Raw genomic sequence first — 23,144 nt, 5'->3', positions numbered from 1 at the left:
GTCATACGTAGTATTAAGGAAAAAAGACTGTCTTTCCATTATACGATTAAAATGCGGACATGATAAGCTGAATGATCAGAAAGAAAAAATTTGAACATAAGATGGTTAACAAGTACGTTTATTTGTGTTAAAATCTGAATAATCAGATAACGAGGAGGGATGAAGGATGATGCAGGTTCAGTACATGAAGCCGTTCTACACGAAAATTTCTGGAGATAAATTGCGTCTCGTATTTGCTTATCAATATTTCTCAATATTAAAAGAGAATGAGATTTTTCATTTCATTCCAATTGAAGGGAAAGAAATGATTATCAACTTGCATACACAACAAATCGAAAATTTATCTGAGGTATTTGTTTTCCAAAAAGGGAATCGTTTTATTCGATTACCACTTTATCAATTACTACTCATTACAAATGTTCATGAACATTTAACGCCAATTCTTGAAAGCGCTACACCAAAACCACAGTTACCCCTTGTCTCTTCCGCAACTGTTGGTGAGATAGATCAGCTTATTACAGAAATTGAGCAAAGAAATATTGATTATTTAATTGATCAAGCGTTATTAGATTACAATGAAGCGCTCTTTTTTGAGCTATTACATCAAAAGAGCACACAATTCGGAGGTTAACAAAAATTGAATACTAGGTACAGCAAATGAGCACCCACTTTTCATGTAGAAGAAGCGGGTGCTTTAACAGTTTAATTGAGAAAGTTTTAATCGTTCAACCTTCAATTATTTGGATTTATTACCAATAGTACTTAAAAGCGATTGGCTGACACCGATATAAATAAAAATACTGTTCGCAAGGGGGTGGGGAGATGCTAGGAAAGTGGTCTGCTACGGGAATGTCGATATTAAATAATATGAATAACCATTATAGTGCAATGAGCAAGGCGATGTTGCGAATTTCTTCGGGCTATCGCATTAATAGTGCAGCCGATGATCCGGCGGGTCTTGCGATATCTGAAAAAATGCGTGCGCAAATCCGCGGATTGAATATGGCATCGAAAAATATTCAAGATGGAATTTCACTTGTGCAAACAGCTGAAGGTGCGCTTAATGAAACGCATGCAATGATACAAAGAATGCGAGAGCTAGCAGTAGAAGCGTCCAATGATACACTAACCGATAGTGATCGTCAGCAACTCGATAAGGAATTTCAAGAGCTAAAAAAAGAAATTCAGCGCCTTTCAAAAGATACCGAGTTTAATACGAAAACATTACTGAATGGTGATTATTCGACGAATGGCCTTAAAATTCAAGCAGGAGCAAATGCGGGTCAAAGCATTGAGTTGTTCATTAATGATATGGGAGCTGGGGCACTCGGTTTAGACGACACTACTTCTATTGCAACACGCGATGATGCAAACAAGGCAATTTCAACGATGGACGAGGCATTAAAGCGAGTATCATCTGAACGTTCACGACTAGGTGCATATCAAAATCGACTCGAACATGCATATAATGCGAACATGAATACAGCAGAAAACTTAACCGCTGCGGAATCACGAATTCGCGATGCTGATATTGCGAAGGAAATGATGAATATGGTGAAATCACAAATTTTGCTACAAGCAAGCCAATATGTACTGGCACTTCACATGCAACAGGCACAATCAATTTTAAAATTGCTAGAAAGCGGAACAATAAGGAATCCCAGATACTAATGGCGATTCCTTATTGTTTTTTGTTTTAGATGGAATCGCCGATAGAATTGCACGAATCGCCGGTAACCCGGAAGAAATCGCCGATAGAAGCCCACGAATCGCCGATAAACCATTTGATTTAACAAGTTTAGTACCTGTAAACCACAGTAAATTTTTAATTTCCAACACCCTATTTTTCTACAACTTTTATGCTGTTATAGTAAAAAGAAAAGGAGTGAAGTTATTGATTGTTAAACCTTTTGCGCCATCATCGCTGACATTGGGATTGCAAGCGTTTGTTCGACGATTGCATCCTTCACATCCACAGTTCACAACCTTACAGCAGGAGCTGAAAAATAAGGAAGCGGGCGATTTTGCAGAACATTATATTTTGAAAGAGCTAGAAAAGTTACCACAGCTCAGTGACTGTCACATCTTCCACAATGTTATGCTTCCTACGGTACTCCCCATGCAAATCGACATTTTAGTCATTTCATCAAGCGGTGTTATTATATTAGAAATTAAAAATATACGTGGTACTGTCCATTTCAAAAATGACCCGCGCCAGTTAATTCGTACTTTAGATACAGGAGAAATTCAAGTTTTTACGCATCCTGAAATTCAACTGGAACAGTATATTCAGGCAATGCACCATGTTCTTAACAAGCATGACATTATGATACCGATATATGGAGCAATTGTTTTTCCTTTTAATAATGTAGAAATACATCGTGAGGGTGAAGGGCTACCGATAGTAATGGGAAGAGAACTCCCAATGTATTTGCATAAGTTATTAGCGAAAAATAAGGGGATAGCTACGACTGAAATAACAAACATTATTTTGTCACAATTACAACACAGAAAGCCTTATCCGCTTTGCCGATATTATCAAATTGATCCTAATGCTTTACAAAGAGGCGTTTTTTGCGAAAATTGTGGGCACTTTGGGATGGAAAAGCTGAAAAGAACTTGGTTATGTCAGAGATGCCAGCACCAATGTACTGATGCACATGTACAAGCACTAAAAGATTATTACATGCTTGTTGGAGATACGATAACGAACAGGGACTGTCGTGAGTTTTTGAAAATTGATAGTGAGTATATCGCTAAACGATTATTGCAAAAATCGTTGCCAACACGATGTAACACAGGCAAATATACGAAGTACTACTTGTCTAGCTTGTTGGAATCGCCGATAAGAGTCTCGAAATCGCCGGTAAACCAGTATAAATCGCCGATAGAAGTCGATGAATCGCCGTTAACCCGGAAGAAACCGCCGATAGAAGCCCGCGAATCGCCGATAAACCAATCCAATCACTTCCAAAAAGCTACGATAAACCCAACAAAATGTAAAAAGCACACAGAAAATACTGCAAAATAACAAATTGATTCACACTTTCCCTTGAAAGATGTATACTATAATGCAGAACAAAAATGTGAAAATGCATTTTATTGACCATATAAAAATTTACTACTCGTTTTTGAAACGGAAGGAAGAATAGAGAATGACGAAATCAATTTGTGTCGTTGGACTTGGCTATATCGGATTACCAACGGCTGTAATGTTTGCCAACCACGGCATAAAAGTACATGGGGTAGACGTAAACCCAGCAGCAGTAAAAAGTATTCAAGAAAAAAAACTTCATATTGAAGAAAACGGTTTACAAGAACGCCTAAATAAAGCAGTAGATGAAGGATTCTTAACAGCGTCAACAACACCACAAGAAGCGGATGTTTTCATTGTGGCTGTACCATCGCCAATTAACCCTGACAATACAGCGAATTTAGAATATGTACGTCAAGCAACGGCATCAATTGTGCCTTATGTGAAAAAAGGAAATTTAGTAATTCTTGAATCGACAGTACCACCGAAAACAGTAGAGCATATTATGCTACCTGAACTAATTAAAGCAAACTTAGAGTTCGGCGTTGATTTATTTGTAGCACATTCACCAGAGCGCGTAATTCCTGGTCGCATTTTTGAAGAATTAGTGAACAACGACCGTATCGTTGGTGGGATTGATGAAAAATCTTCTCAAATGACAAAAGAGCTTTACCAAACATTTGTAAACGGTACAATCCATTTAACTGATGCAACAACAGCTGAATTAGTAAAAGTAATGGAAAACACATACCGTGATGTCAATATTGCTTTTGCCAATGAGCTTGCAAAAATGGCTGAAAAATTAGACGTAAACATTTGGGAAGCCATTAAATTTGCTAACTATCACCCACGTGTGAATGTACACTTCCCAGGTCCTGGTGTAGGTGGACACTGTATCGCAGTAGACCCATGGTTCCTAGTTGAGCTAGGTGGCGAACAAGCACAAATTATTCATATGTCACGTAATACAAATGACAGCATGCCAAGCTATACAGCACAAAAAACACAAGCGATTTTAAATGAAAACAAAATCGCAGGTGGCAAAGTAGCTGTGCTTGGACTAGCCTTCAAAGGAAACGTTGATGATATGCGTGAAAGCCCATCAACAATCGTAATTGATGAGCTACAAAATTTAGGCTTAGAAGTGATTTCTTATGATCCACACATTAAAGAAAACAAACATGCAACACAAACACAAAGCTTAGAAGAAGCAACAAAAGATGCAGATATCATTGTCGTGCTAACAGATCACAATGAGTTCAAAGCATATAATGCTACGGATATTACTGTAAAAACAAAAATCGTCTTTGATACGAAAAACTGCTTAAACCGTGAAAAATGGCAAGAGGCTGGCTTCCAGTTCCACTTACTAGGGGATGCGAAAAACCGATGAAAGAAACAGTACTTGGCATCAACGTCAATACGGAAGGCTACGATGAATTAATGGATATGGCATTTGAGCGCATTGAAAACAAACAAAAAGCGCTCGTCGTTGCTATTAATCCAGAAAAAATTATCAAGGCAAAAGAAGACCCAGCACTAAAGAAGCTATTAAATGAAGCAGAATTTCAAATTCCAGATGGTATTGGTGTTATTCTTGCTTCGAAAATTCAAAAAGGGCAAATTCGTGAACGTGTTACAGGCGTCGATATGATGATGAAGCTTTGTGAAGAAGCGGCAAAACGAAGCAAGCCAATCTTCCTTTATGGAGGCAAACCTGGTGTTGCCGATGCAGCAAAAGCAAAGCTAGAATTATTATTTCCTTCTATTAAAATAGTTGGCGTACAGGACGGCTATGAAAAGGATGAACAGAAGGTCATCGATCGTATTAATGAAGCCCAACCGGATTTACTATTTGTCGCGATGGGAAGTCCAAAACAGGAAAACTGGATTAACGCCAATCGAGACAGATTGTATCCAACGATTTATCAAGGAGTTGGTGGATCGTTCGATGTGCTCGCCGGAACAGTAAAACGCGCTCCGGAAATTTTCCAGAAGTTTGGTCTTGAATGGTTTTACCGTTTAATGAAAGAACCTAAGCGCATCAAGCGTCAGATCGCACTACCACTTTTCTTATTGGAAGTGGCAAGGCAAAAACGTCAATAATTTTTAAAAATTGGTATTGTCGTTTTAAATTGAAAGTGTTAGACTGTAGGTGTATAGGAATTTCCTCTATGAAATAATAGAATTCCCTGCAAGGAAACAACGGTTGGTAGCCCAAGCGAAAAAAGCTCAAGCATTTATATGCTTGAGCTTTTTTCGTTTTATCAAATAACTTAATTATCCAATATTTTATATCATTCTAGAAAATATGAACAATAGAATGGTAGAAAATTAGATTTTGTTGGAAAAGTTGCATATTTTCACTTGAAAAAAAACGCCTAATAGCCGACAATGGTAAAAGAGAGTTCGATGTCCACTATTTTCCGGAAGTGAATTAGTAATTTTCCCAAAATATGATTGACAACTTTTAGGGATACAACTATACTTTTATGTGTAGTTGTTTATTTACTACATAACTATGTAGTAGAGACATAATTTTTTAACTTAGAGGAGGAAATTTTTCTATGGCTAACCAACCAAAGAAATACAAAAAATTCGTAGCTACGGCTGCAACGGCTACTTTAGTAGCTTCTGCTATCGTACCAGTGGCTTCTGCAGCAGGATTCTCAGATGTAGCAGGTAACGACCACGAGGTAGCAATCAACGCACTTGCTGATGCAGGTATCATCAATGGATACGCTGACGGCTCATTCAAACCAAACCAAACAATTAACCGCGGTCAAGTGGTTAAATTATTAGGTCGTTATTTAGAAGCACAAGGCCAAGAAATTCCAGCTGACTGGAATTCAAAACAACGCTTCAACGATCTACCAACAACAGCTGAAGCTGAATTAGTTAAATATGCTGCACTTGCTAAAGATGCAGGCGTATTCAACGGTTCAAACGGCAACTTAAACGCTGCTCAAACTATGCAACGTCAACAAATGGCAGTAGTTTTAGTACGTGCTATTAAAGAAATCGCTGGCGTAGACTTAGTTGCTGACTACAAAAAAGCTGGTTTCGTAACTGAAATCTCTGACCTAGAAAAAGCTTACTCTGCTGAACAACGCAATGCTATCGTTGCTTTAGAATACGCTGGTATCACTAACGTATCTAACTTCAACCCAGGTAACAGCGTAACTCGCGGACAATTCGCTTCATTCTTATACCGCACAATCGAAAACGTTATTAACACTCCTGAAGCTGGTGTTGCTGCAGTTAAAGCTATCAATAGCACAACTGTTGAAGTAACATTTGACGAAGAAGTTGAAAACGTACAAGCTCTTAACTTCTTAATCTCTGATCTTGAAGTTAAAAACGCTGCTGTTAAACAAACAAACAAAAAAGTTGTTGTTTTAACAACTGCTGCTCAAACAGCTGACAAAGAGTACACTGTATCTCTTGGCGAAGACAAAATCGGTACATTCAAAGGTATCGCTGCTGTAGTTCCTACTAAAGTTGATTTAGTTGAAAAATCAGTACAAGGTAAACTTGGCCAACAAGTAACACTTAAAGCACAAGTAACTGTTGCTGAAGGTCAATCTAAAGCTGGTGTCCCAGTAACTTTCTTCATCCCAGGTTCTTCTAATGGCGTGAAAACTCCAGTAACAGTTGAAGCTGTAACTAACGACGAAGGTATCGCTTCTTATACTTACACTCGTTATGCTGCAACGAACGACACTGTAACTGTATACGCTAACGGTGACCGTTCTAAATTCTCAACTGGTTATGTATTCTGGGCAGTTGACCAAACTTTAGAAATCACTGAAGTTACTACTGGTTCTACAATTAACAATGGCGCTAACAAAACTTACAAAGTAACTTACAAACACCCAGAAACTGGTAAACCAGTATCAGGTAAAGTACTTAACGTATCAGTTAAAGAAAACATTGACGTAACTGTTGATAAATTACAAAACGTTACAGTTAACGGTCTTGCTGTAGTTCAAACTAGCGATAACAACACTAAAGCTGCACAAATCACAACTGACTCTAAAGGTGAAGCTACATTCACAGTTTCAGGTTCTAACGCTGAAGTAACTCCAGTAGTATTTGAAGCGACTCCAGTAACAGTTACTAATTCAAATGGTACAGTTACTACAACTGGATACACTCAAAAATACACTGCGGATACATTACAAGCTTCTGCTGCTAAAGTAACATTCGGTGCAGTTCAAGCTGCTTACTCACTTGAAGTAACTCGTGATGGTGGCGAAACTGCTGCAACTGGTGTAACAAACGGTCGTAAATATAACTTAGTAGTGAAAGATAAAGATGGTAAATTAGCTGCTAACGAAACAGTTAACGTTGCATTTAACGAAGATATTGACGGAGTAATTTCTACAGTTACTTCTGCACAATTCGTAAAAGTAGAAAACGGTAAACAAGTTGGTTATGAAGGTAAAAAAATCACTGTTAAAACTAACTCTAAAGGTGAAGCAAGCTTCGTAATTTCAGCTGATGCTGTAAATACTTATGCTACACCAATCGCTTGGATCGACATCAATAACCAAAGCGCTAAAGATGCAAACTTAGACAAAGGTGAACCATCTGCAGTTGCACCAATTTCATACTTCCAAGCTGAATATTTAGATGGTTCTAAATTAGCATCTTACAAAGGTACTGAAGAAACTGATAAATTTGCTGGTGGCGAAGTTGCAACATTCAAAGTAAAACTTACAAACCAAAGTGGTAAAGTTGTTGCTAACTCTGGTTACAAAACTGAAAATGTTTCTTACACTGTTTACAACACAGGTGCAAACAATGTAAAAGTTGGCGATGTAGAAATCGCTCCAAACCGTGTGCATACAGTAGTTGCTAAAGAAGGTGTAATCGAAGTTACTTCTGTAGACGGTAAAACTTCTTCTGTAAAAGTTCTTGCAACAGGTGTGGCTAAAGAAATTAACGGAAACAAAGAATTTGCATTCACTTCTAAAGAAGCAACTGCAACATTCACTGCTACTAAAGAAATTTCTAACCCATACACTGGTCTTGTTACTGAGTTCAACGTAGGTAAAGAAACTATTACTTTTGATGGTAAAGACCCAGTTAAGTATGATGGTGAAAGCGGTAAAACATACAAATACTACGGTATTGGTGGATCAACAATTTCTTCAGCAAAAGCATTTATTGATCAACTTAAAGCTGCTACGGGTGCTGTAACAGTAACTTATGAAGTGAAAGATGACGTTGTTTCACTTTCAATCATTAGTTCTGCTATGACTGGAAACAAACCAGTTGGTAAAGAAACTGTTGATAATAAAAAACCAGTTTCAATCGCTAAAGATTTAGAATACACAGTTGGTACAACTAACCAAACGATTGCAATTACTTCACTTGCAACTGATGGTGACAATGATGCATTAAGCTTCGTTGGTGCTGTAAATTCTTCTAATCCAAATGTAGCTCAAGCACTTGCTTCTGGTTCTAACTTAGTAATTTCAGTTGGAAATGTTGAAGGTACAACAACACTTACATTAAACGTTACAGATGGTAAAGATACTACTGAAGTTAAATTTAATGTAAAGGTAAGTCCAGTAGTTTATACAAGTGTAGTAAACAATGGTGCACCTTCTATTGACTATTCTGCAGGAATTAACACAGCACCAAAGTCTACTTTAACAATGGCTGCTAATGATGTAGTAACAACAGCAGGTAAACTATCAATTGTTGCTGATAAATCATTTGATGTTTCATTATCTCTAAATGCTGATGCAACTGCAATTGTAAATGCAATTAATGCTGCAGCACAATTACAAGTTTCTGATGTAAAAGCTACAGTAGTTGGTAATAATGTAGAAATTTCTCGTACAACATTAGGTGCAGCTTCTACATTATCTGTAACTAGTGATGCAGCTCTTAAAATTGCTACAGTTGCACCAACTTTAACTGCTGTTGTTGGTGTTGATGGTGTTGCTACACCAGCTTCATACTCATTCCAATTAAAAACAAAACCAGTTGCAGGTAGCACAATTACTGTTAAAATTGGTTCTGTAGAAGTTGAATTAGTAGAAGGAGCGGGTAAAGATTATGTATTAGGAGCAGACGTTAATGCAACTGCAACAGCTATTGCAGCAGCATTAGATACAAAATTAGATACTACTGCTACTAAATACGATGTAACTGCTAACAATGGAGTTATTATTATTACACAACAATCTCCAGCTGCAACTACAGGCGTAACTTTATCTGTAACTGTAAAATAAATAATAATTGAATACTTATAATGCGTATTCAAACTAGATTCCAAAAGCCTTGTAGAGATTTCTCTCTACAAGGCTTTTATTGTGAAATCAATAGTTTTGAGGAGCTATTTACCTACAGCACAATTGATGCAGGATAGGATAAGGTTTATAAAGAAACTAGTAGTTAAAAACTATTTTATTAAATCAATAGGTTAATGGAGGATTACACACAGACAGGTTTATATGTTTATATGGAATGTCGTAATTTCTGAGAAGCTCTTGGAGTAGGGGTTTCTCCATGGCTGATTTAAGGTCATCCAATATGCTTATATATTTCCTACATAGTTATGTAGAAAATATACTATTACATCTACATATAATTGATTGTTTAAAAGGTCGTACTAATATCTATGACTAACTTATTATAGAATATAGGTTTTAGCTACTTTAAATATAATAATTTGTTAAATAAAATACTATCATTTACTCTAATTAAATAATTTTTAAATAGTGTATTAACACAAATATGGTTTCATATATATATTGGGGTAATGGGTTTTAATACTATTGTTGATACGCCGTTTGCAAGAAAGGCGCATGGACGGTATAGGGACAAACCGATAGACGAGATAGAGAATAGTGGAGTAGACTTTCTTCGGATAAGAGGAAGTCTTTATTTAAGCAAATACTTAAAGAGGAGCTAACCGACAATGTCTAAAAAGAAATGGAGCAAGTCATTTAATGCTTTACTAGCAACAACTCTAGTTGCAAGTGTATCGATTCCGGTGATGCCTGCTAAAGCTGTAGCAGCAGGACAAGCAGCAGATTTAATTATCTCTGAATATATTGAAGGATCGAGTAATAATAAGGCGATTGAACTTTACAATGGAACGGGTTCAACGATTGATTTAAGTCAATATAAACTAGAACTTTATACAAACGGTAATACTACTCCCACGAATAAACAGACGTTAAGTGGAACTTTAGCACATAATGACACGATCATTATCTATAATTCTAGCGCAGTGGCAGCAATAAAAGATAAAGGTGGATTTGCATCAGCTGTTACTTCGTTTAATGGTAATGATGCTATTGTTTTAAAAAAAGGTGAAGAGGTTATTGATTCCTTTGGTCAAATGGGCTTCGATCCAGGGAAAGCATGGGATGTAAACGGTGTGTCAACTGTTGATAAAACATTGGTCAGAAAGAGTGCAGTTACTTCTGGTGACATAAATCCAAGTGATGCATTTGATCCTTCGTTAGAATGGCAGCCCTATCCAATCGATACATTCGATTATTTAGGCAGTCATTCTATGGACGGCGGAGAAGTAGGGCCAATTGTTAAGGTAGGCGCAGTAACAGCTTCTACACCTTCTGGAACGGTAGCGACTGGTACTGCAATTGCATTAGCATCAGCAACGGAAGGCGCAACGATTTATTACACAACTGATGGTACAGAGCCGACTTCGAACAGCACTTTATATTCGCAACCAATTGTTATTGATAAAACAACAACAATAAAAGCAATTGCTGTAGCAGAGGGATTAGATAATAGTGATGTACAAACTTTCAATTATACAGTAGTTGGACAAGAAGATATTCTTTCTATCGCTGATGCAAGAGCAAAAGCTAACGGAACATCAGTAACAATCAAAGGTGTTGTAGCAGGGAAACTGAAAAATACAATTTCTGTGCAAGATGCAACTGGAGGTATTGCAGTTCGTCCGACTAGCTTAAATGCGAATGTTGGTGATGAAGTAACGCTCAAAGGTACGTTAGCTGATTACAGAGGTTTATTGCAATTAGATAGTGCTCAACTCATCGATAAAGTAGCAGGCGTTGGTGAACCAACTGCAAAACTGGTAACAGGAGCAGAGGTAAAGGAAGCCAATGAATCACAACTTATTACTGTAAAAAATGTCACGCTTACGAATGTTCAAGAAGGGAGCGGCTGGGCAAACTTTACAGCTAGTGATGGCAGCAATTTCTTAGTACGAGATGAAACAGCTACGCTTGGCTTAACTGTAGGTACAACATATGAATCGATTACAGGTATTGTGCAACAGTTCGATAATGATTACCAACTGATTCCTCGTTCTGCATCAGATATTGTGGTGGATAGTACAGCGTTAAAGCCTGCCATCGCATCCCCTGGAAGTGGGACATTTGTGAATAAAACAGCAGTTACTTTATCTACATCGACAGCAAATGCAGAAATCTACTACACAGTAGATGGCTCAGATCCAACTGTAGGCGGTACGAAATATACAACACCAATCGAGATTACTCAAAATACAACATTAAAAACAGTTGTAAAAGCGAGTGATGGGAAATTTAGTGAAATTATGACCTATGACTATACTATTACAGATGCCTTGCAGATTCATAATATTCAAGGGGAGGGGCATACTTCTCCGTTTGCGGGTAAAACAGTTGAAGGTATTCAAGGAATCGTGACGTATTCATTTGCTTTAAACGGTAGTACGTATTATACGATTCAAACGCCTGATGAATTGGCGGACAATAATCCAAATACATCTGAAGCTATCTTACTTTATAGTGGGAAAAATGCTTGGCCGATTCAAGTAGGTGATTTAGTATCTGTAACAGGTAAAGTAGATGAATTTGCGTACGATGGCTATAGTGACGCCAACCAAACAGATTTAAAAACAACGCAAATCAATGTTCGTAATGATCAAGGTGGCAAAGTAGAAAAAATAAAGAGTAGCGTAGCATTACCGAAAGCCATTCAAATTGATAAATTAAAAATGTCATTTAGCAAAATTGATAGTGATAATCTGCAAGTATTCAACCCGACAATTGATGCTATTGATTTTTGGGAAAGTATTGAAGGCATGCGTGTAGAAGTAGGCGATGTCAAAGCTGTCTCTCCACAGGAACATGGGGATTTAGTGACGGTTTTAGAAAGTGAACCAACGAATACACTTCATGGTGGCGTCTTGTATGAGGAAGGAAAGACAAATCCAAATCGTATTCAATTCAGATTAGAACCAAACGGAACAGCTCGTGATTTCGAAGTTGCTACAGGTGATAAGTTTAAGGGACCTATTACGGGTATCGTTGGCTACTCTTATCAAAACTTTAAAATCTATGTGCCATTAGATGAGATGAAACAAGCACATGTAAAAGGGACTGCAAAACCTGAGACAACAAAGATTGTTAAAGCCGATGATAAGTTAACAATTGCATCCTATAACCTAGAAAACTTCTCGAATAATAAAACGTCGACATCAGATGATAAAGCACGTAAATTAGCACGCGCAATCGGTGTCGATATGAAAACGCCGGACATTGTTGGGGTTACGGAAGTACAAGATAATAACGGCGAATCGACTGGTGATTCGAAAGCAGATCAAAGTTATAAACGATTGATTGATGCCATTAAAGCTGCAAGTGGCGTTGAGTATAAGTATGTCAATATTGATCCGGTGAATAATGCAGACGGTGGTGCACCTAACGCAAATATTCGTGTTGGATTCCTTTACAATCCAGAAAGAGTGAAGTTGAAGGAAGGTATCCCAGCAGGCGATGCGACTACTGCCGTTAGTTATCAAAACGGTAAATTAACGCTAAATCCAGGTCGAATTGATCCTACGAATGAAGCATTTAATAGTAGTCGTAAACCGTTAGCTGCACAATTTGAATTCCAAGGTGAAGATGTGGTCGTTATCGCTAACCACTGGAATTCTAAATCTGGTGACACGCCATTATTCGGAGCAAAACAGCCACCGGTTTATGGAAGTGAAGTGCAACGTAAAAAAATCGCAACGATTGTAAATAACTTTGTTAAAGACATTAAATCAAAAAATGCAGATGCAAACATTGTATCTTTAGGTGATTTTAACGACTATCAATTTGCTGAAGCTCTTAAGATTCATGAAGGTGCTGAGATGACAAATATGATTAATAAAGCGGAAGACGCTGATCGTTACACATATTTATATCAAGGGAATTCGCAAGTATTAGATCATATTTTGGTTTCTAATAACCTTAAAGACAAAACAATCATTGATATTCTTCATGTTAATGCTGACTTTACAGATATGGCAGGACGTGCAAGTGATCATGACCCTGTAATGGTGCAAATTGACTTGAAAAAAGGTTCTACTGTTGAACCGATTGTGCCTGAAATCACATATTACTATGAGAACTTTAAGAAAAATATATTAAACATTACTAAGCCTAGTGTGGCATTGCATTTAGATGCTGCGTCGTATATTACGAAGGGCGTCCACCTAAAAGGGAAGTATGTAGAGCTTCACGGAGAAGGCTTTAAAAACACAGATGTTATCATCACGCCAAATCACCCAGGAGCTATTGTGGACTTAAAAGGTAATATCTTTAAAAAGATTACAATTGAAGGCAAAAATGTGAGTGAAATTAGAGGCGCAGACAATATCGACTTAAAATTGATTGAACTGAAGAAAGGCGCAACATTAGAGAAAATTAAATTTACGAATTCAAAAGGGGAAGTTATTTTACCTTCTGAAAACAAGCAACCCGTCGTTAAAAATCCTATTCCAAATAAAACAGTAGCTGTAGGAACTGCAATTACAATTGATTTAACGGAACATTTCGCTGATCCGGATAATGACACACTGACATTTACAGCTACAAAAGGTACAATTGATGGCAACATATTAACACTAAATTTAGAAGCGGGTAACCATATTGTTGGCGTTACTGCATTCGATGGCAAGAAAAGTATCACTACCAACTTTAGTGTTACAGTAAACGCTAACGACTATTATGCAGCTGCCTATGACAAAGAAGGTCAAGCGCTAAAAAAAGCACTTCACGATATCATTTCTAAACAAAAGGTACTGTCATATGATGATGCATGGGAGGCATTAAGATATACAGATGAAGATCCAAATAATTTAAATAATGTACTGTTATTTTACTCTGGGAAATCAAGCCCTAAATCAAACAATGGCGGTAAAGTAGGAAACTGGAACAGAGAGCATACGTGGGCAAAATCACATGGTAATTTTGGAACGAGCAATGGACCAGGAACAGATATTCATCATTTACGCCCTACAGATGTTTCAGTGAATAGCTCGAGAGGAAATTTAGATTTTGATAATGGTGGCAGTCCAGTGGCGGGTTGTAATGGTTGCTTGAAAGATTCGGATTCATTCGAGCCGCCTAATAATGTAAAAGGTGATGTAGCACGTATCTTATTTTATATGGCAACTCGTTATGAGCCAGGTGATAAAGTTGACCTTGAATTAAATGAAAAAGTTAATAATGGGACAGCTCCTAATCATGGTAAACTTTCTGTCCTTTTACAATGGCATCTACAAGATCCCGTAGATGAATTTGAAAAACGAAGAAACGACAGAATCTACGAAGTTCAAGGTAATCGCAATCCATTTATCGATCACCCGGAATGGGTAGAAACGATTTATGGTAAAAAAACGGCATTACAGATGGCAAATTAATCAGAATAATATATTGGTAGCCCACTTCAATTGGATGTGAAGTGGGCTTTTAGTTTTTTAGGACAAGTACCTGACTGTTATATGGATGGAAAAGTATAAATCCAAATCTTTTGGAAGATATGGAGAGCTTCAAATTAAGCGATTTAACAGGGATATGAGCGGCAGGTAGAAGCACAAATGAAGTGAATTTCTCAAGGAACAGTGTTGGGAATTTTCTATACAGTTCCTTTTGTATTATATTTTAAAAGAATTTCAGAATATGATATATTATGGGCAAAATACGAGTGGCTAGCGTTCGTAAATAAACGTTTATTATAGGGTAGAAATGAGGGAAGCTTATTTATTTTGCTATCACGGTACAACTAAACGAGATGGAGTAAATATTGAGCAGAGTATAGATTTGTCGAAAGAGCGTTATCGTACAGATTTTGGGAAAGGCTTCTATGTAACGAATAATTTGAAGCAAGCTAAAAAGTGGGCAATTGGAAGAGCTAAAGATGAAATGGTTGATGGACGATTGCCGGCTGGTACTGAACCAGTAGTTGTGTATTTCCATTTAGATATTAAAAAGTTAATGAGTTTAACTACTAAGCAATTTGAGCAACCTCCAAAGGAATGGGCTGAATTTATTTTCAATTGCCGAAGTACTGGTTTCAAGAATGAACTATATCACTCTTTTGATTATACGCTCGGACCACTTGCAGATGGGCGTACCAATATTTTAGTGCGGAAAATGCTTAACGGAATAATTACTCTCGATGAATTTTTTGATAGTATCAAGCCATTGTATATAAAGAATTCACAGTTAGTGCTACATACAGAAGCAGCAATTGAATGTTTAAAAATTGTGGGGGTGAAGGAAATTGAAATGGATTGGTTATACATTTAATGAACTAGATTTGGAGCTTGTCTTTTTGATTCGAGATGAGTTAAAAATAGTTTTAGGTGAGCAAGCTGATGAAGCGCTCACGACATCTGGTTTCCTCCATCGTTTACAGGAGGATCCAATCTATGTTCATCACTTTGACGAAGACTATTGGGTGAGCCATATTATAAAGCGATTTCAACAATCGATAGCAGGTTAGATGAAAACAAAAGTATAAAAAAGTGTTAGATTGACTACAGTCAATCTAACACTTTTTCGTTCTCTTTTAATGTAATAGTGACTGGCACGCTTATCGCGCTTCTAATAATTTCTTTAAATAACTTCGACGGATAATGAAGAAGCTTCCTATAAATAATAGTAAAAATATACTGATGCCGATTGCGGTCATTTCATAAAATGACGTTGAAATCAAACTACGCATTGCCAACATCACGCAAGCTAATAGAATGCTAGCAAATGTAAAAGGGATAAAAACGAGCATTGCCAATTCTTTTGTCACCACGGAACTTACCTCTTTCACAGAAAGACCAATTTTTCGAATGCCGATATATTTTTCTTTTTCTCCTTCAAGTGACGTTTGTAAGTAGAAGTATAGAATGCTCATTGCCGCACTTAAAAATATGAGACTTAGCATAAATCCGATAAAGAACATAATACTTTTTACAAACTTTTCTGAAGCGTATAAATCAATTTTCGATGAGATTAAATGTTCTTGATTCGAGGTGATTTTAGCTGAAATATTTTCCGCTAGATCGATGTTGTTTGTCCAATCTTGAATCTCAAAAGCAAACACTTTGTAAACAGGGAATTCAAGCGTTTCATAAATGGCATCAGGCACTATAAAATAAACATTTTGTAAGCCTGTTAGTAATATGTTTTGTTCTTGTAAACCGGCAAATTGCATCTTTGGCACTGCGTAGTCATGAATTGTGTCAATAGCAGGTCGTACGCCTTGATGACCTGCTGCAACAAAATATTCATTGTCCTTCAATGAGATTTTTTTGTGCAAACCGAGTGCATTATAATTGCTAACAGACATAAAACCTATTCGTCGATCTTCATCAGTTTTAAATGCGGAATAATAGGCATCGTAATGACCTGCTTTGTCTAAAGTCGATTGGATATAGGTAATATCTTGTCGCTCTTGGGCAAGTGTATTCCCAGGAAGGGAAGTATATTGAAAACTATAAGGGTACAAACTTTCCGTTTTTTCTTTAACATTGTAGTAAGAGCTATATAGTACACTTGTACATAAAAATACACCAAGTAATAAGATTGTTAGTAAATAGATAAGGTGTGCATGGGAGCGACTCTTTGCCTTTAAATTGGAAACAAAAAGCATATTGGTTTTTCTATAATAGGTAGGACGTTTTACCAAAATGCGAATGACCCATCGTATACCTTGTGTAATGATGAAGTAGATAGTTAAAAGTAAGCTACCAATTAAGGCGATGTAAAAAATTATGCCTAACGAGTTCACCCAATTTAGTTCGAATTTCAATGAAATCAATAAAAATCCACTAACGATGATTGCAAGCAACAATTTTATGGGCGTGAACGCAATAACTTTCTCCGTTGTTACATCTGCTTTTAATAATTGAATGGCTTCTTCTCGATTGATAAAGCGTGCTATAAATTTCGATACGATTACAAACAAAATGGTGAAAAGTATGACTGTTAGCAGGATGGATGTAATCGGTACATACATACCAAATTCATCAGCTTGAAGAACTCGTTTTGCGACCATTAAAAATAATGGCGAAACAATAAGTCCAAGGATGATTGCTGTAACAATAGCAGCAGCACCAATCAGCATATTTTCTCTGAATATCATTGTACGGATTTGCTTCATGGATGCGCCTGTAATCATAAACGTGCCGAGCGTCTTTGTTTTCTTTTTCAAAAACGCAAAAATGGAGTAAATGATAAAAACAAAAGAGAAAATGTAAATAAATAAACTAGCAAACATCATCGTAATGCCAAGTGTACTATTCTGATCAATAGCAGCAAGCATCGGATGAAACGCTGTAATTGAAAATAAGAAGAACACTAAAATGGAAAATACACTACTTAAAAAATATGAAATATAAGTCCATTTATCACGTAAGATGTTTTGCACAACAATATCATTAAATTTCATGTTGTCCACCACCTAAGAAAGCAAGTGTGTCCATAATTTCTTGGTAAAATTGCTGTTTATTTTTGCCACGGTGTACTTCGTTATAGAGAGAGCCGTCTTTAATAAAAACAACACGCTGTGCAAAGCTAGCGACATAGGCATCATGTGTCACCATTAAAATAGCTGTCTTTAACGTTTTATGGATGTTTTCAAATAATGACATGACATCATTGACCGCTTTGGAATCCAAGTTCCCTGTCGGTTCATCGGCTAGCAATAAGCTTGGCTCATGGATAACAGCCCGCGCGATGGCTACTCGTTGTTTCTGCCCGCCTGAAATTTCAAATGTCCGTTTCTTTAAAATGCCTTCGATGCCCAGAAATTGTGCAACATAGGCTAAACGTTTGTGCATGTCGTTCATTCCAACGGAGTCTAGTGCTAGTGGTAATAAAATATTTTCTTCGACTGTCAATGTGTGGACAAGATTAAAGTCTTGAAACACAAAGCCTAGCTCATTGCGACGAAACTTCGCTAGTTCATCGTCGTTTAAATCATATGGATTTTTTGAACTAATTGTAATAACGCCACTAGTTGGACGGTCAATCGTAGAAATGCAGTTGAGCAATGTTGTTTTCCCGCTACCAGACGGACCCATCACTGCAACAAATTCATTTTCAGCTAATTGAAAATCGATTCCTTTTAATGCTTTATATAAAACTTCTCCGGCATATTCCTTGTGAAGCTGATGGACATGTAAGATTGTGTTTGACATGTATTCGTCACTCCTTGTGTATCTGATGTACTTCAAGTATAGATACTTTAGTGATTCGCATATATCGCTACACATGACAGCAGTATGACAAAATTGTCATATAGCTTTTTTTATACTGTTAGAGAAATCTATAGTGATGGTTGTTTCGTTATTTGCTGAATGTAACTGGAATGGGTGATCTAAGGTTGTCAGAATTCGTTTCACTAAATATAGACCAATACCAGTAGATTCGCCTTTAATACGCCCCTTAGTGCCTGTGTAATATAAGTCGAAAATACGTGTGATTTCATTTTCTGGAATGGTGTCACCTATATTTTTAATAAGTAAATGACCATCCTCAAAATAGATGTTGACCGAAGAGTGCCGCTCGCCATATTTTACAGCGTTACTTAATAGCTGATAAATAACGACCTTCAGCCACTTTCGATCGGAGTAGAGCAGTACATTGTCTTGGATTATACATTTTGGGAACATCTCTTCTTCTATGAAATAATCCTTTAAATCATTGATTACTTCTTGCACAATACCCCTTAGTTGTATTGGCTCTATCTTTAAATCAGCCATTAAATTTGTTGAGCGACTATACGTAAGTAGTTGATTTAAAGAATAATTCAGCTTATCACATTGGATTTTCACCTTTTGCCATTCTAAAAGTAAAGTCGCTTCTTTCCACTGGTTCGATTGAATGAGCAGTTGAATAACAGAAAGGGGCGTTTTCATTTGGTGCACAGAATGAGAAATCATAACTTGTTGCTCCAGTGAAAACTGTTTGTACTGTTCTTCTTGTGCTAGTAGTAAAGCTTGTATCGATTGTAATTGCTTTGCGTACGCTTTTTCATACGGGGCAAGCGGACGGTAAATAACAAAGTCGTCAGTTTGTTTTTCGATATGTGCATACATTTTTTTACGACGTAAATAACGAATATACAGTAAGATGACTAATAGTACAGTCGCTAAAAATACAAAATAAACGTAATGGTTCTCAAAGCCATCTAGTAGTTGCATTCCAATAGGAAAGCCCAAAAACGTCAAAATATAAACGACAATGATGCTTATATGGTCTTGTAAAAATAACTTCATATGTGTTTCTCCGCTAATTGATATCCTATGCCTCGAATTGTAATAATTTCTAAAGAGGAATGAATGGTTTCTAATTTTTTTCGAAGTCTTACAATATTGACTGTAAGCGTATTTTCTTCAACAAATGTTTCGTCATCCCAAATTGCGCTCAGTAACTGCTGTCTAGTCACGACATTAGGATATGCTTCAAATAGCATTGTACAAAGTCGCAGTTCTTTGACGGTTAGTAGGTCCTCAGTTTCGGTTGTGCTTAATCTGACCGTATCTAAGTTTAACGTTGTATTGCCCTTTTTGAGGATACGGGCTTGAGCATCCACGGCATATTCACCGTAAATACGTCGGATCTGTCCATTTATTTTGGCTAAAACGACTTCGAGTGAAAAGGGCTTGGTAATAAAATCATCAGCACCATTTTCAATTCCATAAACTTGATCGGCTTCACTCATCCGAGCAGACAAAATCATAATTGGACAGTTCGAAACCTTCCTAATCTTCCGAGACCAATAATAACCATCAAATGCAGGAAGATTGATGTCCATTAAAACAAGATGTGGTTGAAATTCTTGAAAACGATCGAGCACTTTGTCAAAGTTTTGCACGATAACGCCTTGATAGCCGTATTTATCTAGTTGGTTTTTTAATGTTTGTGCAATATCCATGTCATCTTCAACGATTAATATTTTATACATTTTATACCCCTCTTATAGCTAGAAGCTTTCTTCTATCTTTATCACTAAATGTTTTCAATATACTCCAATTTTTTCATATTTGCTATCCTAAACGAAAACATTTGGAAATGAGTTAAAAAGCTTGCTGTAGTAGATGCCAAGTACGACCATTGCATTAATCGACATTCTATGACATGCTTAATAGAGATATAAAGTACTAGGAGAATGTTGTAGTGATTAAAGAGTGGGATTTACTACGTGTGGTGGCATGTCTATCCATTTTACTATTGCATACATCATCGTGGGTTATTATGGAGGTTGGGGCAGAACCTGAGCAACCGTTGTATTTGTTTTTACGAATTGCGCTTTGCTATGCAACACCGACGTTTATTGTGTTATCCATTTTAATATTGTCGAATCGTTATCGTGAAAAGCTACCGACTAATTTTTGGTCGAGTCGCATTCAATATATTTTTGTGCCTTTTTTAGTGTGGGCTTTTTTAGATGCGTTATTGGTTGAGTCAATTTACCAGAAGGGCTTGCTATGGGACAAGTATTATCACAATGTTGTGTCTGGCGAGTTTGTTGGCTGGTTTGTCGTAGTCATTATGCAGCTGTATATGGTGATTGCGCTGATGAAGCGTTTCAAGTGGTCAATTGCGTGGTTTTTACCCATTAGTGTATTGATTACACTTGTGCATCATGCAATCATTTTATTGCCGTATCCAATATTTGAGGACAATGTGATGGTTATACGCTTACTGTTTACGGGTTGGCTCGGTTATTTTGCTGTAGCATATGCGATAGGTGTTTATTATGAACAATTAGCCGTGCTGGCAAAGAAGTATCGCGGAGCGACCGTTGTTTTTGTCATACTATCTGCGCTGTTCTTATATATTCGTGTGCAACTTGGTTACATAGATGTACACTCGAGACGGCTCGATTTAGTGCCACTTGTCGTAAGTGTTGTACTTTGTGTGATTGCTTGGGGACAGTTAATACCATCGACGAAAGTTGTACGGATAATTAGTCAATATGCATTTATGATTTACCTCATCCATTGGGAGGTTTTACGCCTATCAACAAGCTGGTTCGTGGCGCATTTTGATAGCACACTGACGCGTGTTCCACTGCTTATGCTGTGGACGCTAGTTGTTTGTATTGGGCTGACAAAGCTACTATCATACTTACCATTTAGTCAATGGATTGTCGGAAAACTAAAGAAACGATAAAAGCAGTGATTTCTAAAGTAGAAATCACTGCTTTTTTGTTTGTAGGGAGAGAAACGCCGGTAGCCTCGAGAGAAACGCCGATAGCCCTGTGCGAATCGCCGATAGACTCGAGAGAAACGCCGGTAGCCTCAAGAGAAACGCCGGTAGCCTCAAGAGAAACGCCAGTAGCCCCGAGAGAAACGCCGGTAGCCTCGAGTAAATCGCCGGTAGACCCGAGAGAAACGCCGATAAACCCGAGGGAATCGCCGGTAGCCTCGAGTAAATCGCCGGTAGACCTGAGTGAAACGCCGGTAGCCTCGAGTAAAACGCCGGTAGACCCGAGTAAAACGCCGGTAGCCTCGAGTAAATCACCGGTAGCCCTGAGTGAAACGCCTGTAGACTCGAGTAAATCGCCGGTAGCCTCGAGTAAATCGCCTGTAGACTCGAGTGAAACGCCACTAAACTCATGCAAATCCGCCACTAAACCCCGAGCAAGCACTGAAACATTATTGAATACGCAAAATGGGTTTAATTGCCTCGCCATTTTTTGATGCTAAAAATGCTTCATTGATTTGGTCAAAGTCATAGAATTTCACCAATTTATCGAATGGGAATTGGCCAGCTTTATAGTAGTCCACTAATTGAGGGATAAATACATTTGGTACTGAATCTCCTTCAATGACACCCATCATTGTTTTACCTTCCGCCATGATATCATTGTGCACATCGATAGTCATTTCTGGTGTTACACCAACTACTGCTGCAACGCCTAGTGGACGTAGCGCTTGTAAACATTGACGAACTACTGGAGGAACGCCTGTTGTATCGACTGCGTATTTTGTACCACCGTTTGTTAATTGTTTAATTTCTTTTACAACATCTACTTTTGTTCCGTTAAATGTATGTGTTGCACCTAGCTCTTTAGCTAATTCTAAGCGTGAATCGTGTACATCGACAGCAATAATTGTTTTACAGCCTACAATTTTTGCAGCCATAATAGCACTTAAACCTACAGCGCCAGCACCATAAATAGCAATTGTTGAGCCAAACTCTGGTTTGATTTTATTTAAAACAGTACCAGCACCTGTTTGAATACCGCAGCCTAAAGGTCCGAGTAATGCTAAATCCACATCTTTATCTACTTTGACAACATTACGTTCATGTGAGATTGCATAAGTACCGAACGAAGATTGACCGAAAAATGTTGAAAGTGGCTGATCATCTTTAGATAAACGATGTGTGTAATCATCATGTGTACCGCCGAAGTTTAAATCGTTGAATGTTTCACAAACTGTTGGGTGACCTGTTAAACAGTTATCACAATGTCCACAATGCGCAAATGAAAGTACAACGTGATCACCTTTTTCTAAACGAGTTACACCTTCACCGACTTCTTCAATAATTCCTGCTCCTTCATGTCCAAGAACAGCAGGTAGTGGGGCGATTGCGGCATCACGCGCAACAGCATCTGTATGGCAAACACCTGTACTAACAATTTTCACTAGCACTTCATTCGCTTTTGGACCTGCTAGTTCTACTTCTTCAATAATAAAATCTTGTCCTTGACCAGGCGTAACTGCTGCTTTAATTTTCATATATTCATTCTCCCTTTAGTACAGATTATTGAAATTCGCTATCATTGTAATCGTTTGCAAATATCGCTACAATATATTCAAATCTAT

At 37.4% G+C, this 23,144-nt stretch carries 16 protein-coding genes; 10 read left to right on the top strand and 6 right to left on the bottom strand.

Going from position 1 to position 23,144, the window contains the following annotated elements; all coding sequences use genetic code 11:
• The first annotated feature begins 166 nt into the window (after positions 1-166).
• From ACIQXW_RS12755 to ACIQXW_RS12715, 9 genes are all read left to right on the top strand, one after another.
• Positions 167-631, top strand: a complete 465-nt coding sequence (locus ACIQXW_RS12755) for a transcriptional regulator (protein ID WP_340820956.1) — start codon at positions 167-169, stop codon at positions 629-631.
• Between the two features lie 191 nt (positions 632-822).
• The gene (locus ACIQXW_RS12750) at positions 823-1,671 is read left to right on the top strand and encodes a flagellin N-terminal helical domain-containing protein (RefSeq protein ID WP_340820955.1); all 849 of its coding nucleotides are present in this window, start codon (positions 823-825) and stop codon (positions 1,669-1,671) included.
• 13 nt (positions 1,672-1,684) lie between these two features.
• Positions 1,685-3,031 carry a nuclease-related domain-containing protein gene (locus ACIQXW_RS12745; protein WP_402762724.1) on the top strand — a complete coding sequence of 449 codons (1,347 nt, stop codon included), beginning with the start codon at positions 1,685-1,687 and terminating at the stop codon, positions 3,029-3,031.
• Between the two features lie 124 nt (positions 3,032-3,155).
• Positions 3,156-4,427 carry a nucleotide sugar dehydrogenase gene (locus ACIQXW_RS12740; RefSeq protein WP_402762721.1) on the top strand — a complete coding sequence of 424 codons (1,272 nt, stop codon included), beginning with the start codon at positions 3,156-3,158 and terminating at the stop codon, positions 4,425-4,427.
• Complete coding sequence (locus ACIQXW_RS12735; protein ID WP_402762718.1) at positions 4,424-5,140, top strand: WecB/TagA/CpsF family glycosyltransferase; 717 nt, start codon at positions 4,424-4,426, stop codon at positions 5,138-5,140. The genes ACIQXW_RS12740 and ACIQXW_RS12735 overlap by 4 nt, the downstream gene beginning before the upstream one ends.
• Positions 5,141-5,601: 461 nt before the next feature.
• Positions 5,602-9,282 carry an S-layer homology domain-containing protein gene (locus ACIQXW_RS12730; protein ID WP_402762716.1) on the top strand — a complete coding sequence of 1,227 codons (3,681 nt, stop codon included), beginning with the start codon at positions 5,602-5,604 and terminating at the stop codon, positions 9,280-9,282.
• Positions 9,283-9,971: 689 nt separating this feature from the next.
• Positions 9,972-14,726: an endonuclease gene (locus ACIQXW_RS12725; protein WP_402762713.1), complete on the top strand. Its 4,755-nt coding sequence runs from the start codon at positions 9,972-9,974 to the stop codon at positions 14,724-14,726.
• Positions 14,727-15,051: 325 nt separating this feature from the next.
• Complete coding sequence (locus tag ACIQXW_RS12720) at positions 15,052-15,615, top strand: DUF3990 domain-containing protein (protein WP_402762711.1); 564 nt, start codon at positions 15,052-15,054, stop codon at positions 15,613-15,615.
• Positions 15,590-15,811 carry a hypothetical protein gene (locus tag ACIQXW_RS12715; RefSeq protein WP_402762709.1) on the top strand — a complete coding sequence of 74 codons (222 nt, stop codon included), beginning with the start codon at positions 15,590-15,592 and terminating at the stop codon, positions 15,809-15,811. Before ACIQXW_RS12720 ends, ACIQXW_RS12715 begins: the two co-directional genes overlap by 26 nt.
• 90 nt (positions 15,812-15,901) lie before the next feature.
• Here ACIQXW_RS12715 and ACIQXW_RS12710 read toward each other — a convergent pair whose 3' ends face one another.
• The 4 genes from ACIQXW_RS12710 to ACIQXW_RS12695 all read right to left on the bottom strand — a co-directional run bounded on the left by ACIQXW_RS12710 (position 15,902) and on the right by ACIQXW_RS12695 (position 20,272).
• A complete protein-coding gene (locus ACIQXW_RS12710; protein ID WP_402762706.1) occupies positions 15,902-17,752 on the bottom strand; it encodes an FtsX-like permease family protein in 1,851 nt (616 codons plus the stop codon).
• Positions 17,742-18,503 (bottom strand): ABC transporter ATP-binding protein, encoded by a 762-nt coding sequence (locus ACIQXW_RS12705; protein WP_402762703.1) that lies wholly within the window; start codon positions 18,501-18,503, stop codon positions 17,742-17,744. The genes ACIQXW_RS12710 and ACIQXW_RS12705 overlap by 11 nt, the downstream gene beginning before the upstream one ends.
• A 96-nt stretch (positions 18,504-18,599) precedes the next feature.
• Complete coding sequence (locus ACIQXW_RS12700) at positions 18,600-19,583, bottom strand: sensor histidine kinase (RefSeq protein ID WP_402762700.1); 984 nt, start codon at positions 19,581-19,583, stop codon at positions 18,600-18,602.
• Positions 19,580-20,272, bottom strand: a complete 693-nt coding sequence (locus ACIQXW_RS12695) for a response regulator (protein ID WP_402762697.1) — start codon at positions 20,270-20,272, stop codon at positions 19,580-19,582. Before ACIQXW_RS12695 ends, ACIQXW_RS12700 begins: the two co-directional genes overlap by 4 nt.
• Positions 20,273-20,484: 212 nt before the next feature.
• On the opposite strand from ACIQXW_RS12695, the gene ACIQXW_RS12690 reads away from it, so the two are divergent.
• Complete coding sequence (locus ACIQXW_RS12690; RefSeq protein ID WP_402762694.1) at positions 20,485-21,483, top strand: acyltransferase family protein; 999 nt, start codon at positions 20,485-20,487, stop codon at positions 21,481-21,483.
• Here the strand turns inward: ACIQXW_RS12690 and ACIQXW_RS12685 are convergent.
• A complete protein-coding gene (locus ACIQXW_RS12685; RefSeq protein ID WP_402762691.1) occupies positions 21,446-22,006 on the bottom strand; it encodes a DUF6944 family repetitive protein in 561 nt (186 codons plus the stop codon). The two genes, ACIQXW_RS12690 and ACIQXW_RS12685, sit on opposite strands and share 38 nt — an antisense overlap.
• Entirely contained in the window at positions 21,969-23,057 is a 1,089-nt protein-coding gene (locus tag ACIQXW_RS12680; protein WP_402762688.1) for an NAD(P)-dependent alcohol dehydrogenase, read from the bottom strand. The genes ACIQXW_RS12685 and ACIQXW_RS12680 overlap by 38 nt, the downstream gene beginning before the upstream one ends.
• Between the last annotated feature and the right edge of the window lie 87 nt (positions 23,058-23,144).

The sequence above is a fragment of the Lysinibacillus sp. NPDC097162 genome (assembly GCF_044762185.1).
Taxonomy (GTDB): domain Bacteria; phylum Bacillota; class Bacilli; order Bacillales_A; family Planococcaceae; genus Lysinibacillus.
This window is presented reverse-complemented; position numbering and strand designations above follow the sequence as displayed.